The organism is uncultured Sphingomonas sp. (assembly GCF_964243315.1).
Classification (GTDB): Bacteria; Pseudomonadota; Alphaproteobacteria; order Sphingomonadales; family Sphingomonadaceae; genus Sphingomonas.
Genome location: NZ_CAXTEM010000020.1, coordinates 1 through 16,536, shown reverse-complemented (window position 1 = coordinate 16,536; position 16,536 = coordinate 1). Strand labels below are relative to the sequence as shown.

Here is a 16,536-nt window from a genome sequence, read left to right as displayed (position 1 = left end):
GTCACAGGCTTGTCAAGCGCGGGGAACGGAGCGGAAGGACCCACGCGATCGGCGGACCTGACCCAGCGCGACTGGCTGGAGGCGGGGCAATCGCTGCTGCGGCGCGGCGGGTTGAAGGCGCTGAAGCTGCGGCCGCTCGCCGACGAGCTGCGGGTGTCGACCGGAAGCTTCTACCACCATTTTCCCGATTTCGACAGCTATCAGGGACGGCTCGCGACCTATTTCGCGGACGCGCAGATCACCGCGGTAATCGACGCGATCAACCGGACCGAGCGCGAGCCGGTCGCGCGGATCCGGCTGCTGGCGCAGATCGTGCGCCGGCGCGGCATGTCGCGGCTGTCGATCGCGATGCGGGCCTGGGCGGAGAGCGATCCGCGCGCGCTGGCGGCGGTGGAACGGCATGACGACATCGTGCTGGGTTTTCTTACCGAGTGCCTGATCGCCAACGGCCTGTCGCCGCATGATGCGGGGGTGCGGGGTTACGCGCTGATCACGCTGGGGCTGAGCAAGGTCCATGCGCCGCACCTCGACATGGACCGGCTGTTCGAGGATCTGGTCGCCATCCTCTGCTATCCGCCCGCCGCATGAAGGCGCTGCTGGTGACGACCCTGTCGGACGATCTGTCGGGCTGCGCGCTGGCCGAGGTGCCCGAGCCGGTGCGGCGTACCGGCGAGCTGCTGGTGCGGGTCCGCGCCGCGTCGCTCAACTATCCGGATTTGCTGATGACCCGCGGGGGGTATCAGCTGAAGCCGCCTTTGCCCTTCGTGCCCGGCATGGAGATGGCGGGCGAGGTGATCGAGAGTGCCGGCAATTTCGTCGCGGGCGACCGGGTGGTGTGCGGGACCCGCATCGGCAGCTTCGCCGAACTGGTGGCGTGCAGCGCCGCGGCGGCGCGGCGGGTGCCGGCGAGGATGGACTTCGCGACCGCCGCGTCGATCGGCACGGCGTATCTGACCGCCTATGTGTCGCTGGTTAGGCTGGCGCGGGTGCAGGCCGGCGAGTGGGTGTTGGTCCACGGCGCGACGGGCGGGGTCGGGCTGGCGGCGGTGGATCTGGCCAAGGCGCTGGGTGCGCGGGTGATCGCGACATCGCGCTCCGCGGAGAAGCTTGCGATCGTCGCGCGCGATCATGCGCCCGACGCGACGCTGCCCGCGACCGGGTTCCGCGAGGCGGTGAAGGAGATCACCGGCGGCGGGGCGGACGTGATCGTCGATCCGGTCGGCGGCGACGTGTTCGACGAGAGCGTGCGCGCGATCGCGTTCGGAGGGCGGTTGCTGGTGGTCGGCTTCACCTCCGGCAGGTTCGCGACGGTCGCGACCAACCTGCCGTTGATCAAGGGGTTCTCGGTGATCGGCGTGCGCGCGGGCGAATATGGGCGGCGGTTTCCGGTGCTCGGCGCGGAGAACCTCGATGCGATCTGGTCGATGGCAGCGGCAGGACAACTGCGGCCCCGCGTCCACAAGACATACGAACTGGCGGACTGGCGAGCGGCGTTCATGGCGATGGCCACGAGCGATCTGGTCGGCAAGCTGGTCATCAAGGTTTAGGAGAGAAGATGGACGCGTATGACTATGTCGTCGTCGGCGGCGGCTCCGCAGGCTGTGCGCTCGCCGCGCGGCTGTCCGAAGATCCCGCGGTCAGCGTCGCGCTGCTGGAGGCGGGCGGGCGCAACGACAAGATGCTGGTTCGGATGCCCGCGGCGGTGGGCAATCTCATCAGAGCGAAGGGGCCGCATAATTGGGGCTTCTGGACCGAGGCGGAGCCGCATCTTGACGGCCGCAAGCTGTGGTGGCCGCGCGGGCGCGGGCTCGGCGGCAGTTCCGCGATCAACGGCATGATCTATGCGCGCGGCAATCCGCAGGATTACGACGAATGGGCGCAGCGCGGGCTGCCGGGCTGGTCGTGGGACAGCGTGCTGCCCTATTTCCGCAAGCTGGAACGGCATCACCGCGGCGGGAAGCTCCACGGCACAGATGGCCCGGTCCATGTCTCGGCGGGCGAGAGCGACAGCCCGTTCAACGACGCATTGATCGCGGCGGGCGAGCAGGCCGGATACCCGACCACCGACGACTTCAACGGCGAACGCCAGGAGGGGTTCGGGCGCTACGACCTTACCGTGTCGAACGGCCGGCGGTGGAGCGCGGCGGAGGCGTATCTGTCGCCGATCCGCGGGCGGGCCAATCTGACGATCATCACCGACGCGCGGATCACGAAGATCTGCGTCGCGCAGCGTCGGGCGACCGGCGTGGACTATGTGGCCGGGCGCGACGCATGCCACGTCGCGGCGACGCGCGAGGTGCTGTTGTGCGCGGGCGCGGTACAATCGCCGCATCTGCTCCACGTGTCGGGGATCGGGCCGGCGGATCGGCTGCGCGAGGCGGGGGTCGCGGTGGTCCACGACCTGCCGGGCGTGGGCGAAAATCTGCAGGACCATCTCGACGTCTTGATGCGGTGGCGCAGCCGTGGGCTGAAGACCGCCTTCTCGCATACCCGTGGGCTGCGGCAGCTGGCGATCGGGATTCAGTATATGCTGAGCGGCAAGGGGTTGGGGCGGCAGCAGTTCCTGGAAAGCGGCGCGTTCATCCCCTCACGGCCCGGGCTGTCGCGGCCCGACATCCAGATCCATGCGGTGGTCGCGCTGATGGCGGATCATGCCAAGGTGAAGGCGACCGAGGACGGATTCTCGCTGCACCTCTGCCAGCTACGTCCGGAGAGCCGCGGGCGGATCGGCTTGGCCTCGGCCGATCCGTTCGCGGATCCGCTGATCCATGCCAATTATCTTGCCACGCGCGAAGACCGGCGGGTGCTGCGTGAGTCGGTGAAGATCGCGCGCGACGTGGTGTCGCAAGCGGCGCTGGCGCCGTACCGCGACGTCGAGCTCGCGCCGGGCGATGCGGTGCGCAGCGATGACGAGATCGACGCGTGGATCCGCCGGACCGCGGAGACGATCTACCACCCGGTCGGGACCTGCCGCATGGGTCCGGAGGGCGACGCGATGGCGGTGGTCGATGCGGATCTGCGCGTCCGCGGGATCGACGGGTTGCGGGTGGTCGATGCGTCGGTGATGCCGACGCTGGTGAGTTCGAACACCAACGCCCCGACGATCATGATCGCGGAGCGCGCGGCGGACCTGATCGCCGGGCGCTCGCCGCTCGCGGGGGCGGCGCAATGACCGCGTTTCGCAGCCGCAGCGCACTGTTCATGCCGGCGTCGAACCCACGCGCGATCGACAAGGCGCGCGGGCTGGCGTGCGATGTCGTGATCGTCGACCTGGAGGACGCGGTCGCGCCCAACGCCAAGCCGGACGCGCGAGCCGCGGCGGTCGCTGCGATGGCGGCGGGCTTCGGTGGGCGGCGGCAGGCGATCCGGATCAACGGGCTCGACACCGAGTGGAGCGTCGCGGACGCCGTGGCGGTGCGGGGCAGCCGGGCAGAGGCGGCGGTGGTGCCGAAGGTCTCCTCCGCCGATGATCTGGTCGCGGCGCGCGGGCTGCTGGGCGAGGACGGGCCGCCGATCTGGGCAATGATCGAGACCTGTGCCGCGGTGCTGGCGCTGCCGACGATCGTCGCGGCCGCAAGGGCGACACGGACCGAGCTGCTGATCGCGGGGACCAACGACCTCGCCAAGGACATGCGATGCCGCCCGGGGGCGGATCGGCAACCGATGCTGCCGGCGCTGGCGGCAATCGTCACCGCGGCGCGCGGGGCCGGCATCGTCGCGCTGGACGGGGTGTGCAACGCGATCGACGATCCGGCGCGCTATGCGGCGGAGTGCGATCAGGGCGCGATGTTCGGGTTCGACGGCAAGACGCTGATCCACCCGTCGCAGATCGACGCGGCGAACCGGGCGTTCGGGCCGTCGGCGGCCGAAATCGTCTGGGCCGAACGGGTGATCGCGGCGTTCGCCGATCCGGCGAATGCTGGTTTGGGCGCGATCAGGCTAGATGGGGAGATGGTCGAGCGACTGCATTTAGCGGAGGCGGAGCGGGTTGTAGGTCTAGGTTGATGAGTCCGTGCTCCTGCGCACGCAGGAGCCCAGAGCCACCGGCGGTACTGTTCGATACCCTGGGCTCCTGCGTGCGCAGGAGCACGGCACCCTAACCTCGGCACCTTAGCCCCGGTGCAGCATCGCGGTGATGCGGGCGGCGATGACGTCCATCGCGAAGGGTTTGGTGACCAGCGCCATATTGGGCGCGAGTTGGCCGTTACCGATCACCGCGTTCTCGGCATAGCCGGTGATGAAGAGCACTTTCAGGTCTGGTAGCTGCGCAACCGCGGCGTCGGCGACCTGACGGCCGTTCATCTGGCCGGGCAGGCCGACATCGGTCACCAGCAGGTCGATCCGTGCGCCGGTCGCGAGCACGCGCATCGCGGCGGCGCCATCGCCGGCCTCCAGCACGGTGTGGCCGAGTTCCTCGAGCACCTCGATCACGAGCATGCGGATGGTCGGTTCGTCGTCGACGACCAGCACGGTGCAGGTCTTGCCGTCGCTGTCCTGCGGCACGGCCGCGAGCAGCGCGGCGCCGGTTTCCGACGCGGCGTCGCCGTAGTGGCGCGGCAGGTAGATGCACATCGTCGTGCCCTCCCCGACTTCGGAATAGATCCGCACCTGTCCGCCCGACTGGCGGGCGAAGCCATAGATCATCGACAGGCCGAGACCGGTGCCCTCGCCCATCGGCTTGGTGGTGTAGAACGGGTCGAAGGCACGTTCCTGCACTTCCGGGGGCATGCCGGTGCCGGTGTCGGTGACGCACAGCGACAGATATTGGCCGGGCGGCAGATCGCGTTCGCGGCCGGCCCGCTCGTCGAGCCATTTGTTGGCGGTCTCGATCGTGATCCGCCCGCCATCAGGCATCGCGTCGCGCGCGTTGATACACAGGTTGAGCAGCGCGTTCTCGAGCTGGTTGGGATCGACCATCGCGGGCCAGAGCCCCGCGGCGCCGACCACCTCGATGCTGGTGCCGGGGCCGACAGTGCGCTGGATCAGGTCCTGGATCCCGTGAACCAGCCGATTAACGTCGGTCGGCCTGGGATCAAGCGTCTGCCGCCGCGAGAAGGCGAGCAGGCGATGGGTGAGTGCGGCGGCGCGCTTGGCCGCACCCTGCGCCGCCGAGGCGTAGCGATCGAGTTCGTTGAAGCGTCCTTGCGCGACGCGGATCTGGATCATCTCCAGCGCACCGGAGATGCCGGTGAGCAAGTTGTTGAAATCATGCGCGAGGCCGCCGGTGAGCTGGCCAACCGCCTCCATCTTCTGCGCCTGGCGGAGATAATCCTCGGCGACCAGGAGATCGCGGGTACGCTGTTCGACCTGTTGTTCGAGCGACGCGTTGAGAGCGGCGAGCTCGATCTCGGCACGGCGGCGCTCGACCGCATCGCGGGTCCGTTCGGCGACATCACGGACGAACGCGATCTCCGCCGCGGTCCAATCGCGCGCTTCGGCGTGGTTGACGTAGATGAGCGCGACGAAGCCGACCTGTTCGGTGACCGGCATGTTGATGAAGGATTGCGCGGCGATCGCCTTCAGCGCGTCGGCGGTGTCGCTGGTGCGGGGATCGCGATAGGCATCGACGACCGCGACGGTGTCGCCGCGCTTGAGATCTTCGATATACGAGCCGTAATCGCGGAAATGGAGCGTGCCGGCGAGCGTGGTGATGCCTGGTGCGTTCCAGTCGCGTTCGATCAGGATCGTCTCGTCGACCGGATCGATCGTGCCGTAGCCAGCGCGGCTGACGCCGAGGGTAAGGCCGAGGATCTCGCAGGATGCGTAGGCGAGATCGGCTGGGTCGCCAGGCAGCCGCAGCCGGTCGTGGAGCTCGACCAGCGCCGACAGCCGCGCCTCCTGCCCGCGGCGTTCGTCGATGTCGTAGCTGACGCCGGGCATGCGCACCGGCTTGCCTTCGCCATCTACGACGCAGCGGCCGCGCACGGCGACCCAGTGCGGACGACCATCGGCACCGACGATCCGGTATTCGGCGGCGAAGATGCCGACTGCAGCGACCGCGGCCGCGACCTGTTCACGGACGCGCGGCAGATCGTCGGGATGCACTTTCGCGAAGAACACCTCGAGCGGGGCGCCGGCGCGCGCGAGCTGGAGGTCGAAGCCGTAGAGTTCGGCGCAGGCGGGGTCAGCGGTCAGGCGGTTGCCGACGATGTCCCATAGCCAGCTGCCGACGCTGTCGGCGCCATCGTGGCTCGTCCCCTCATCCTCCGCCACGCATCGTCCCTCATTTGATGAGCGCGGCTAACGACCAAGGATGTCGCGGTAAAGCGCTATGTAGCGGTCTGCCATGCGATCGACCGTGAAGCGCGCCGCGACCGCCGCGCGGCAGGCGGCGCGATCGATTTCCCCGATCCGCGCGACCGCTGCGATCGCCTCGTCGACATCGCGGACGAGGAAGCCGGTGACGCCGTCGTCGATCAGCTCGGGCATCGATCCGCGATCGATCGCGATGACCGGCGTGCCGCAGGCCATCGCCTCGATCACCGACAGGCCGAAGGGTTCGTCGAAACCGATCAGGTGGAGGAGCGCGGCGGCGCTGCCGAGCATTTGGGTGCGCGCGTCGCCGCCGACGGGGCCGTCATAGACGACGCGGTGACCGTCGACATGGGGCGCGACCTCGCGTTCGTGATAGCCCTGGTCCTGGACGATGCCCGCCATGTGCAGTCGCCGGCCGGTGGCGTGGGCGACCGCGATCGCCTCCTTCGCGCCCTTGTCGGGGTGGATCCGGCCGAAGAAGAGCAGGTCGTCGCTGCCGGCCGCGTCGAAGGGGAAATCGTCGAGGACGATGCCGTGGTGGATGGTCGCGGCATAGCGCAGGCCGGGCGCGCGATCGGCGTCGCTGATCGCGACATAGTTCACGCGGTGCTGGTACGGCGCGTACATCGGCATGATCCGGTCCGACGAGAAGCCGTGGATCGTCGTCACCATCGGCGTGTCGACCAGCCCGGAAAAGGCGTGGGCGGGGAAATCGGCCTGATTGTGGATCAGGTCGAACTCGCCGGCGCGATCGAACAGGTGCGCGAGGTGGCGAAACTCCCATACCTTGGCGTCGATCGACGGATCTTCCGAATAGGGCGCGGGGACGACGCCGGCGAGCGTGCCCGACGTGCGGCTGTCCAGCGTGGCGAACAGCGTCACGTCAATGCCGCGCGCGACGAGTGCCTCGGTGAGGAGGCTGGTGACGAGTTCCCAGGGCCCGTAATGCCGCGGCGGGGTGCGCCAGGCGATCGGGGCGAGCATCGCGATCTTCATGGGGCGGGCTTAGCGGCTGACGCGCAGGATGATAGCTTCGTCGGAGGCCAGCGTGATCTCTCCGCCGCGGTCGGATTCGGGCACGGGTTCGTTCAACGTCGACAGCAGCAATTCGCCTTCGGGAAGGGTCACGTGCTGGTCGAGCGCGCCGAGATTGAGCGCAATGACCAGGCGTTCGTCGCCGAAGGTCCGTTCGTACGCGAGCACGTCGCCCTCCACCGCGATCAGCGCGATGTCCCCGATCGCGAGTGCGGCATGCTTGCGGCGGAGGTGGAGCAGATCGCGATGCAGCGCGAGCAGCGACGCCGGATCGGCTGCCTGGGCGGCGACGTTGCGGGTGGGCCAGTCGCTTTGGAGCGGGAGCCAGGGCTCGCCGGTGGTGAAGCCCGCCTGTGGGCCGTCCTTCCACGGCATTGGCATCCGCACCTCGTCGCGGTTGAAGGCGATGCCGGGTTCGCGCAGCGCTTGCGGATCGCGGATGCGGTCGGGCGGGATCGGCTCGCCGGTGAGCCCGATCTCGTCGCCGGCGTAGAGGGTCGGCGTGCCGCGCAGGGTGAGCAGCAGGACCGCGGCGACACGCGCCTGCGCCTGCCCGACCCGCGCGGCGATGCGCGGCTTGTCGTGGTTGCCGAGCACCCAATTGGGCCAGGCGCCGGGGGGCAGCGCGGCTTCGTAATCGGTGATCAGCTTGGCGATCGCTTGCGCGGTCCAGGGCGTCTGCAGCAGTTCGAAGTTGAAGGGCAGATGCACGCCGCCGCCGTCGGGCCCGTAATAGGTGACGAGCCGATCGAACGGCAGGTAGATCTCGCCGATCAACACCCGCGCATCATAGCCGTCGGCGAGCGCGCGCATCGCGGTGACCACCTTGGTGATCTCGGGCTGGTCGGCGGAGTACATCGGCAGCAGGCGGTCGATGTCCTGCATGCCCTCGCGCCAGGCGGGGTTCGGCGGATTGTCGGGGAAGTCGGCATGCTTGATCGCCAGCCACAGCACATCGATGCGGAAGCCGTCGACGCCGCGATCAAACCAGAAGCGCATCGCGTCGAGCATCGCCGCTTGCACCGCTGGGTTGCGCCAGTTGAGGTCGGGCTGCTCCTTCAGGAACAGGTGCAGGTAATATTGGCCGCTGGCGTCGTCATATTCCCACGCGCTGCCGCCGAAGAAGCTCTGCCAATTGTTGGGCGGACCGCCGCCGGGGGCCGGGTCGCGCCAGATGTACCAATCGCGCTTCGGGTCGGTACGCGCGCTGCGGCTTGCCTGGAACCAGGGGTGCTCGCTCGAGCTGTGGTTGGGAACGAAATCGAGCAGCAGCTTCAGCCCGCGGGCATGCGCGGCGGCGAGCAGGTCGTCGAAGTCGGCGAGCGTGCCGAAGCACGGGTCGATGCCGGTATAATCGGCGACATCATAGCCGAAATCGGCCATCGGCGACGGGAAGATCGGCGAGATCCACACCGCATCGACGCCGAGCGCGACGAGATGATCGAGCCGTGCCTCGATGCCCTTCAGGTCGCCGATGCCGTCGCCGTCGCTGTCCTGGTACGAGCGCGGATAGACCTGGTAGATCGTGCCGGACTGCCACCACTGGGTCATGCGAACAGGTCCTTCGACAGATGGGTGATCCGGCAGGCGAGATCGGCCTCGCCGCTGACGACGACGTAGTGATCGCCTGCATCGACCAGCCCGGTGGTGAAAACCACGGGGGTCGGCAGGTACATCTGGTGCGCGATCGGAGCTGTCAGGGCGGGATCGGCTTCGAGCAAGGGCGTGGTGTCCTCGATCCGCAGGATGCGCGAGGGATCGTCGCGGTCGAGCAGCGCCCAGAAGCTGCGATAGATGCCGACGCTCTCGCGCGCCTTGACGCCGTGATAGATCAGCAGCCAGCCGGCATCGGTGAGGATCGGCTGGGTGCCGCCGCCGATCTTCATCGCCGAGGTCGAGCCCTTGCGGGGGCGGATGCCGGGTGTGTCCAGCGGGCGCCAGTGGAGGGCGTCGGGCGATTGGGCGTAGTTGATGGAGGGGCCGGCGACATGGGGGCTGTCCGCGGAATAGGCGAAATAGACTTTGCCGAGCGGGCGGGTGAGCGCCATGAAGCGGCCGCCGACCAGCCCTTCGAACAGGATCATGTCCTTGTTCTGGTGATCGAGGACGATGCCCTCCAGCCGGTAGTTGAGGCCGTCGCGCGAGGTGTGGAGCGTGGTGCAGTGGCGTTCGGCGCTGACCGAGCAGGTCGTCATGTACCAGGTGTCGCCGATGCGGCTGATCCGTGCGTCCTCGACGCCGTAATCCTGATAGCTGGCGGCGGGCTCGATCGCGCGATCGTAGTGGACTGCGAGGATGCGCTCGCCGGTGGGATCGAGTTCGACCGGGAGGAGCCACGACAGCGAGGTCAGCGCTAGGACGCGGTGGTTGCCGCCGCGGATCTGGAATTGGCGCGGGTCGGTCATGTCGACCTGGGCGAGCGGATGCGGGTCGAGGACGTAGCCCGCCGCGGTCCAGCGGATCGCATGGACGCTGTCGCCGCGGACGGGGTCCACCAGCGCCTCGGCGATGCGAACCATCATCAGCAGGTTGCCGTTTGCGAGCCGGGTGAAGCCGGGGTTGAACGCGCCGAGGACGTAGGTCGGCTCGGTAATGCCGCGGCGGAGCGGGGAGCGGGCGAGGTCGACGTCGTCGGGCGTGAAGATAAGCTTGTCGATCATCGGGTTCCGTTCATCATCCGCTTGCGCGCCGCGGGGTGGTTGCCGCATGTCGGCGCGATGACCGATCTTGCCATTCTGTACGAGCATCCCGCGTGGTTCGCACCCTTGTTCGCCGCATTGGAGCGGCGCGGCGTCGACTTCGTGACGATGGCACCCGATGGCGACTGGAACCCGGCGGCGACGCGGGCGCCGGCGCCGGTGATGTTCAACCGGATCGCGATGTCGAGCTTCCTGCGCGCCGACGAGCATCCGATCTTCCACACCATCGCGATGCTCGATCATTGGCGGCGGCTCGGCGCGCGGGTGGTGAACGGCGCGGAGGCGATGACGATCGATGCGTCGAAGGCGCGGCAGTTGGCGCTGATCGCCTCGCTGGGGCTGGCGATCCCGGAGACGCGGGTGGTGCACCGGGCGGCGGACGTGCTCGGTGCGGCGGAGAGCTTGCGCTTTCCGATCGTGGTGAAGGCGAACATCGGCGGTTCGGGCGCCGGGATCGTGCGGTTCGACACGGTGGACGAGCTGCGCGCCGGGATCGCGGATGGCGGATTGCCGGGGAGCATCGACGGCGTGTTGCTGGTGCAGGAATATGTGCCGGTGAGGGGCGGCGCGATCACGCGGATCGAGACGCTCGACAAGCGGTTCCTCTACGCCATCGACGTCGCGGGCGGCGGGGCGTTCGACCTGTGCCCGGCGGATGCCTGCGTCGTGCCGGGGTCGGGCATTTCGATGGCGGCGGTGGAGCCTGCTGCGGAACTGCGGGATGCGGCGGAGCGGATCGCCGAGGCGGTGGGGATGGACGTCGGCGGGGTCGAGGTGATGATCGACGACCGCGACGGGGTGGCGCGGTTCTACGACATCAATGCGCTGTCCAATTTCGTCGCGCGGCCGCTCGAGATACTGGGGTGGGATCCGCATGACCGGCTCGTCGATTTCCTCGTCGACACCATCGGGAAGGCTCGTTGAATGCGGTACGGTTACTGGACTCCGGTGTTCGGCGGGTGGCTGCGCAACGTGCCCGACGAGGGGATGGAGGCGACGTGGGACTATACCAAGCGGCTGACGCAGGATGCGGAGCGCTGGGGCTATGACCTGACGCTGATCGCCGAATTGAACCTCAACGACATCAAGGGCGTCGAACAGCCCGCGCTCGACGCCTGGTCGACCGCGGCGGCGCTGGCGGCGGTGACCGAGACGGTCGAGCTGATGGTCGCGGTGCGGCCCAATTTCCACCACCCCGCCCTGTTCGCCAAGGCCGCCGCGAACATCGACCGGATATCGGGCGGGCGGCTCGCGCTCAACGTCGTGTCGTCGTGGTGGGCGGACGAGGCCAAGCAATATGGCCTGCAGTTCGACCAGCATGACGATCGCTATGCCCGCACCCGCGAATGGCTCGACGTGGTCGACGGGCTGTGGAGCGAGGAACGGTTCAGCTTCACCGGGCAATTCTACCAGACCGACCAGGCGATCTGTTCGCCCAAGCCCGCTAAGCGCCCCACCGTCTATGCGGGCGGCGAGAGCGAGCAGGCCAAGGCGATGATCGCGGCGCAGTGCGACGCCTATGTCATGCACGGCGACCCCGCCGCGGCGATCGCGCCCAAGATCGCCGACATGGCCGAGCGCCGCGAGCGCGGGGGGGGCGCGCCGATGCAGTTCGGCATGGCGGCCTATGCGATCGTCCGCGACAGCGAGGCGGAGGCGAAGCGCGAGCTGGAGCGGATCACGACGGTCGCCGAGCTGCCCGCGGGCTATGCCAATTTCGACCAGTGGCTGTCGGGCACGCAGCTGGAACGCGAGATGAAGCTGCAAGAATATTCGGTCTCCAACCGCGGGCTGCGGCCGAACCTGGTCGGCACCCCGGAGCAATTGCGCGAGCGGATCGCGGAATATGAGGCCGCGGGGTTAGACCTGCTGCTGTTGCAGATGAGCCCGCAGGCCGAGGAAATGGAGCGGTTCGCGGTGCAGGTGATGGGGACGGCGTGAGGGTTCGTGCAGGTTTTCGTCGTTGACTTCGGTAATTACGTAGTTACATAAATCGGAGGCTGCGGTATCGTTCACGGATGGAAGTCAGCTTCGATCCTGAGAAACGCGCAATGACACTTGCGGACCGCGGACTGGATTTCGCTGATGCGGCCCGCGTGTTCGCCGGACCGGTGTTTGAGTTCGAGGATGATCGGTTCACCTATACCGAGCCGCGATACTCGACGATTGGCATGCTGGAAGCCCGCATGGTTGTGGTCATCTGGACAGACTCCGATGACGGACGACGGATCATTTCGATGAGGAAGGCCAATGAGCGAGAGCAAACCAAATTCCGGCACCGCCTGGCTTGATCCCGCGGACGAAGCGCCGGAATGGACCGACGAAATGTTCGACATCGCAGAGTTCTCGATCGCCGGTAAGGTGATCCGGCCGGCGACGGGCTATCTCGGACCTAACGGGGTGGTGCGCGGACGACCGCCGTCGCGCGGCGAGGCGAAGCGGCAGGTGACGCTGCGGCTCGACGGTGACGTGATCGAGAAGTTCCGCGAGGGCGGCCCCGGTTGGCAGAGCCGCGTCAACGAAGCGCTGCGCAAGGCGGTGGGACTTTAGGATCGGGGGAGGCTGGGACTAAACGGTTGCCGGCAACCTGCGCGAGTTCGGTGCAGCGCTCCCGTGGCAGCGCGCATCTCAGCGTCACTGCGGCGCTCGGACAGCGCAAGCGCCACCCCGGCGAAGGCCGGGGCCCAGTTACGCAGGTGGCGGTAACGGAGGGCATCGCGCCGTTACGATCGTCTCCCAACTGGGCCCCGGCCTTCGCCGGGGTGGCGTGAGGGTCCGAGTGGCGTGAGCGGTCGGGTGGCGTATGCACTTCGGGTGGCGTGAGGGTTTGGGCGGCGTGAGCCATTCCAGTGGCGCGGGTCGCGCGGTGGCGGGGCGCAGGTGCCGCGAACCGTCGGTGGCGCGAACCGCGCACGGCGCCTGCCGCCGATCACCCACCGGCTTCAGCCCGGTCGCGCCCTCACCCTGCTGGGGCGACCCGGAACGTCCCCGCGGGGGCGGGGCGGCAGAGGGCGCGGCTGTCGCCCGATCCGTCGAGCCAGGCCGTCCAGTCGCTGCGGGGGAGCACGACGACCTGCCGCGAATGATAGGGCGCGATATCGGGGCCGGGTTCGGTGGTGAGCAGGGTGAACGCCTCGCCATGCCCATCGACGGGGGCGCCGTCCTTGCCCGCGACACCGCTGCGCCACAGGCCGGCGATGCAGAACCACGCGTCGGTGGCGTGGGTGAAGGCCCATTTATGCTTGCGCTTCGCCTTGGGCGCGCCGGGTTCGGCGACGGGGGTGGTGAATTCGTAGAAGGCGTCGACCGGGATCAGGCACCGCCCGGTCCGCAGGTCGCGGCCGTCGGACCGGTAGTTGTAGACCGGCTTGCCGCCCTGCCCCGGCCAGCTCCAGCTGCGCTGGACGGCTTCGGCGGACGGCTCGTTTACACCGAGCGGGTCGGCGGCGCGGATGACGAGCGTGGTGTCGGTGATGCGGATGCTATCGAGCGGCGCGAGGTTCGGCAGCCCCTCGGGGAATAGCAGCGGGATCTTCAGCTGCGACCAGTCCTCGCGGAGTTGGCCTAGGGCTATGCGGCGGGCGACTTCGTTGCACATGGATAGAGGTTAATTGGCCTCCGTGGCCGACGCTACCTAGAAGCCACTCGTGCTACCCACCTTCTGCCACTAGCGGGAAGCAACAAAAGCAGCGTCACCTATCCTCGACGATTTAGATAGTAGATCCTGCTCACCTGCTTACGAAGCTCTCAGTGATGCTTTCCAAGATGGCATAGCAGCACTACCATAGGTTGATATCTTCGTTGCAAGACAAAACGGAGGCGGGCATATCGAGGTGAGGAGACGCGGCGGTGCCACAGGTTGACCCTACCACGGTTCAGAAGATGGGCGATGCAATTAAGTTGGTTGACTCCGACCACATTGTCGAGCTTCCATTTGAGTTATTTGATAAACAAACAAACAAAACTACTCAGCTTATCGCTGAATCGGGAAAATCTGCCCCAATCGAGGGGCGACATCGCTGGTTTGAATATAAGTTCATAGATCCAGCTCTGATAAGCGAGATCGCTGTTTCAACTAACGGGTACACTGAGTTTCATGAGTTCGAATTTAAGTGGCAGGATGCCAATGGAAATGAGCGATCGTTATCGCTCAAGCCTGTCAACAACACTTTTCGAGCTACAATCAACGGAATATGTCGCAAGGTTTCATTCAGGCCGCCGTCGGCCTTCTTCTCAGATCCCTCGATAATTTCGGTTCGTGTATATGGCTTGCCAGACGGCGCAATTTCAGATGCCCTAGATGTTCTTTCCGATTTGGAGTCTTACAAATCAAAGATCATAGGCATTACAGATGCCGCTGTTGCAGATGCTGGCCGGAAGACCCTTGCGGCCAACGCCGCTGAATCAAACCATGCGGCGATTGATAGGGAAATTCAAGCGCTCAAATCCACTGTGAGCAGAACGAAAAAGGTGATTGACGACCTGTCCGATAAGCGGAACCAGTTAATCACTGAGAATAGCGCCGCAGAGGACACCTTGAGGTCTAACAAGGCACGCATCTCGGATCTTGACGCTAAATCTTTAGCGCTCACTGATAACCAATCAAATTTGATAACGAACATTCAAAAATCGACCTTAGAACTCAAGGGTCTAAGAGAAAATATTAATCTATTCCCGTCTGAGATCGTCGGCTTCGTCAATCAAGGCAGTAAGAATATATTTCAGTATACACTAATTGCTGGATTACCGATTTTAGTTATCGTGGTAATGTTTATTCTTCTTGTGCGTGGCTCGGCTGACCTGAGTATAATCATCAGTGAAAACCCGAAGATAAATATTCAAGCTATCATGCTATCGCGCTTACCGTATGTCGCTATCGCTGTCGCCAGGGTTACAGCAAGCTACAAGATCGCACGTGTATTTATCTCTGAGATCATCAACATCAATAATCAGCGACTAAGCCTAACCAAGTTAAGCATCATAGCCAAAGATATATCAAATGCGGCCGAGTTCGATCGCAATATTAACGATGAAGACATATATAGATTGAGGACGGATCTCAAGATGCAGTTATTGAGAGATCACTTGAAGGACTACATTTCCAAAGATTTCAAGATCGAATTACCCCGAAGGTTGCTAGGTGTTGTACCATTCGGTACTGAAAAAGTCTCCGCTAAGTTAGCTGATCCGGGCAAAGACAGCTTGGAAACTGTTTGAATAATTGTTCACTCCGCCGCTACAATCTCCACCCCCCTGCCCTTCAACAGCGGCGCCAAGTACCGCCCCGTAAAACTCCCCTTCGCCTTCGCGACCGTTTCCGGCACGCCCTCGGCGACGATCTCGCCGCCCTTCACGCCGCCTTCGGGGCCGAGGTCGAGGATCCAGTCGGCGGTCTTGATGACGTCCAGGTTGTGTTCGATCACCACCACGGTGTTGCCCTGTTCGACCAGCGCGTGGAGGACTTCGAGGAGCTTGCGGACGTCCTCGAAGTGGAGGCCGGTGGTGGGTTCGTCCAATATATACAGCGTGTTGCCGGTGGCTCTGCGGGCGAATTCCTTGGCGAGCTTGACGCGCTGCGCCTCGCCGCCCGAGAGCGTGGTCGCCTGCTGTCCGACCTTTACGTAGCCCAGGCCGACCTCGACCAGCATCGCCATCTTGTCGCGGATCGGGGGGACCGCCTTGAAGAATTCGGCGGCATCCTCGACGGTCATGTCGAGCACGTCGGCGATGCTGTGGCCCTTGAACTTCACCTCCAGCGTCTCGCGGTTGTAGCGGGCGCCGTGGCAGACGTCGCAGGTGACGTAGACGTCGGGGAGGAAGTGCATCTCGATCTTGAGCACGCCGTCGCCCTGGCACGCTTCGCAGCGGCCGCCCTTCACGTTGAAGCTGAAGCGGCCGGGCTTGTAGCCCCGCGCGGCGCTTTCGGGCAGGCCGGCGAACCAGTCGCGGATCTGGGTGAAGCTGCCGGTATAGGTCGCGGGGTTGCTGCGCGGGGTGCGGCCGATCGGCGACTGATCGATGTCGATGACCTTGTCGAGATATTGCAGGCCGGTGATCTTGTCGTGCTTGCCCTGCTGGATGCGGGCGCCGTTCAGCTCGCGCGCGGCGGCGGCGTAGAGCGTGTCGATCGTGAAGCTCGATTTGCCGCTGCCCGACACCCCGGTGACGCAGGTGAAGGTGCCGAGCGGGATGCTGGCGGTGACCCCGGTCAGGTTGTTGGCGGTGGCGTTGTGGACGGTGAGCTTCTTGCCGTTGCCCTTGCGGCGAACCTTCGGGACGGGCACCTCGCGGGTGCCGTTTAGGTAATCGGCGGTGATGCTGCCCTTCGACTTCAGGAGCTGCTTCAGCGTGCCCTGCGCGACGACCTGGCCGCCGCGGACGCCAGCGCCCGGGCCCATGTCGATGATATAGTCGGCGGTGCGGATCGCGTCCTCGTCATGTTCGACGACGAGCACGGTATTGCCGAGATCGCGGAGGCGGCGCAGCGTCTTCAGCAGCATGTCGTTGTCGCGCTGGTGGAGCCCGATCGAGGGTTCGTCGAGGACGT

Annotated in this window: 15 protein-coding genes; 9 read left to right on the top strand and 6 right to left on the bottom strand. The window is 66.0% G+C overall.

Annotation, left to right across the window (positions count from 1 at the left end):
* Positions 1 to 9: 9 nt before the first annotated feature.
* The 4 genes from ACFE77_RS08160 to ACFE77_RS08145 are packed head-to-tail and all read left to right on the top strand — an operon-like array spanning position 10 to position 4,005.
* On the top strand, positions 10 to 588 hold the full coding sequence (locus ACFE77_RS08160) for a TetR/AcrR family transcriptional regulator (protein ID WP_375421137.1): 579 nt from the start codon (positions 10 to 12) through the stop codon (positions 586 to 588).
* A gap of 11 nt (positions 589 to 599) precedes the next feature.
* Positions 600 to 1,547: an NADPH:quinone oxidoreductase family protein gene (locus ACFE77_RS08155; RefSeq protein ID WP_375421136.1), complete on the top strand. Its 948-nt coding sequence runs from the start codon at positions 600 to 602 to the stop codon at positions 1,545 to 1,547.
* Between the two features lie 8 nt (positions 1,548 to 1,555).
* Entirely contained in the window at positions 1,556 to 3,172 is a 1,617-nt protein-coding gene (locus ACFE77_RS08150; RefSeq protein WP_375421135.1) for a choline dehydrogenase, read from the top strand.
* Positions 3,169 to 4,005, top strand: coding sequence for an HpcH/HpaI aldolase/citrate lyase family protein (locus ACFE77_RS08145; protein WP_375421134.1), 837 nt, complete (start codon positions 3,169 to 3,171; stop codon positions 4,003 to 4,005). The genes ACFE77_RS08150 and ACFE77_RS08145 overlap by 4 nt, the downstream gene beginning before the upstream one ends.
* A gap of 105 nt (positions 4,006 to 4,110) precedes the next feature.
* Here the strand turns inward: ACFE77_RS08145 and ACFE77_RS08140 are convergent, their stop codons facing one another.
* Genes ACFE77_RS08140 through ACFE77_RS08125 form a run of 4 tightly spaced genes read right to left on the bottom strand, consistent with a single transcriptional unit; the run spans position 4,111 to position 9,950 of the window.
* On the bottom strand, positions 4,111 to 6,213 hold the full coding sequence (locus tag ACFE77_RS08140) for an ATP-binding protein (RefSeq protein ID WP_375421133.1): 2,103 nt from the start codon (positions 6,211 to 6,213) through the stop codon (positions 4,111 to 4,113).
* Positions 6,214 to 6,240: 27 nt separating this feature from the next.
* Positions 6,241 to 7,251, bottom strand: a complete 1,011-nt coding sequence (locus ACFE77_RS08135; protein ID WP_375421132.1) for a glycosyltransferase family 4 protein — start codon at positions 7,249 to 7,251, stop codon at positions 6,241 to 6,243.
* A gap of 9 nt (positions 7,252 to 7,260) precedes the next feature.
* Positions 7,261 to 8,841, bottom strand: a complete 1,581-nt coding sequence (locus ACFE77_RS08130; protein WP_375421131.1) for an alpha-amylase family glycosyl hydrolase — start codon at positions 8,839 to 8,841, stop codon at positions 7,261 to 7,263.
* A complete protein-coding gene (locus ACFE77_RS08125) occupies positions 8,838 to 9,950 on the bottom strand; it encodes a glycosidase (RefSeq protein ID WP_375421130.1) in 1,113 nt (370 codons plus the stop codon). Before ACFE77_RS08125 ends, ACFE77_RS08130 begins: the two co-directional genes overlap by 4 nt.
* Positions 9,951 to 10,007: 57 nt before the next feature.
* On the opposite strand from ACFE77_RS08125, the gene ACFE77_RS08120 reads away from it, so the two are divergent.
* From ACFE77_RS08120 to ACFE77_RS08105, 4 genes are all read left to right on the top strand, one after another.
* Entirely contained in the window at positions 10,008 to 10,913 is a 906-nt protein-coding gene (locus ACFE77_RS08120) for a RimK family alpha-L-glutamate ligase (protein WP_375421129.1), read from the top strand.
* Positions 10,914 to 11,930, top strand: coding sequence for an LLM class flavin-dependent oxidoreductase (locus tag ACFE77_RS08115; RefSeq protein WP_375421128.1), 1,017 nt, complete (start codon positions 10,914 to 10,916; stop codon positions 11,928 to 11,930).
* Positions 11,931 to 12,007: 77 nt separating this feature from the next.
* Entirely contained in the window at positions 12,008 to 12,280 is a 273-nt protein-coding gene (locus ACFE77_RS08110) for a BrnT family toxin (protein WP_375421127.1), read from the top strand.
* Positions 12,240 to 12,539, top strand: coding sequence for a BrnA antitoxin family protein (locus ACFE77_RS08105; RefSeq protein ID WP_375421126.1), 300 nt, complete (start codon positions 12,240 to 12,242; stop codon positions 12,537 to 12,539). The genes ACFE77_RS08110 and ACFE77_RS08105 overlap by 41 nt, the downstream gene beginning before the upstream one ends.
* Before the next feature lie 409 nt (positions 12,540 to 12,948).
* On the opposite strand, the gene ACFE77_RS08100 is transcribed toward ACFE77_RS08105, so the two are convergent.
* Positions 12,949 to 13,587, bottom strand: coding sequence for an SOS response-associated peptidase family protein (locus ACFE77_RS08100; protein WP_375421125.1), 639 nt, complete (start codon positions 13,585 to 13,587; stop codon positions 12,949 to 12,951).
* 251 nt (positions 13,588 to 13,838) lie between these two features.
* Between ACFE77_RS08100 and ACFE77_RS08095 the strand changes: the two genes are divergently transcribed.
* Positions 13,839 to 15,206 (top strand): hypothetical protein, encoded by a 1,368-nt coding sequence (locus ACFE77_RS08095; RefSeq protein WP_375421124.1) that lies wholly within the window; start codon positions 13,839 to 13,841, stop codon positions 15,204 to 15,206.
* An 8-nt stretch (positions 15,207 to 15,214) separates the two neighbouring features.
* On the opposite strand, the gene uvrA is transcribed toward ACFE77_RS08095, so the two are convergent.
* Positions 15,215 to 16,536 (bottom strand): excinuclease ABC subunit UvrA (gene uvrA / locus ACFE77_RS08090; protein ID WP_375421123.1); only part of this gene is annotated, 1,322 nt, incomplete at its 5' end.

Bases quoted from the DNA above. Each gene is read 5' to 3' on its own strand.
- ACFE77_RS08150 (WP_375421135.1), top strand. From the start codon at position 1,556: ATGGACGCGTATGACTATGTCGTCGTCGGCGGCGGCTCCGCAGGCTGT.
- ACFE77_RS08145 (WP_375421134.1), top strand. From the start codon at position 3,169: ATGACCGCGTTTCGCAGCCGCAGCGCACTGTTCATGCCGGCGTCGAAC.
- ACFE77_RS08135 (WP_375421132.1), bottom strand. From the start codon at position 7,251: ATGAAGATCGCGATGCTCGCCCCGATCGCCTGGCGCACCCCGCCGCGG.
- ACFE77_RS08130 (WP_375421131.1), bottom strand. From the start codon at position 8,841: ATGACCCAGTGGTGGCAGTCCGGCACGATCTACCAGGTCTATCCGCGC.
- ACFE77_RS08125 (WP_375421130.1), bottom strand. From the start codon at position 9,950: ATGATCGACAAGCTTATCTTCACGCCCGACGACGTCGACCTCGCCCGC.
- ACFE77_RS08120 (WP_375421129.1), top strand. From the start codon at position 10,008: ATGACCGATCTTGCCATTCTGTACGAGCATCCCGCGTGGTTCGCACCC.
- ACFE77_RS08115 (WP_375421128.1), top strand. From the start codon at position 10,914: ATGCGGTACGGTTACTGGACTCCGGTGTTCGGCGGGTGGCTGCGCAAC.
- ACFE77_RS08110 (WP_375421127.1), top strand. From the start codon at position 12,008: ATGGAAGTCAGCTTCGATCCTGAGAAACGCGCAATGACACTTGCGGAC.
- ACFE77_RS08105 (WP_375421126.1), top strand. From the start codon at position 12,240: ATGAGCGAGAGCAAACCAAATTCCGGCACCGCCTGGCTTGATCCCGCG.
- ACFE77_RS08100 (WP_375421125.1), bottom strand. From the start codon at position 13,587: ATGTGCAACGAAGTCGCCCGCCGCATAGCCCTAGGCCAACTCCGCGAG.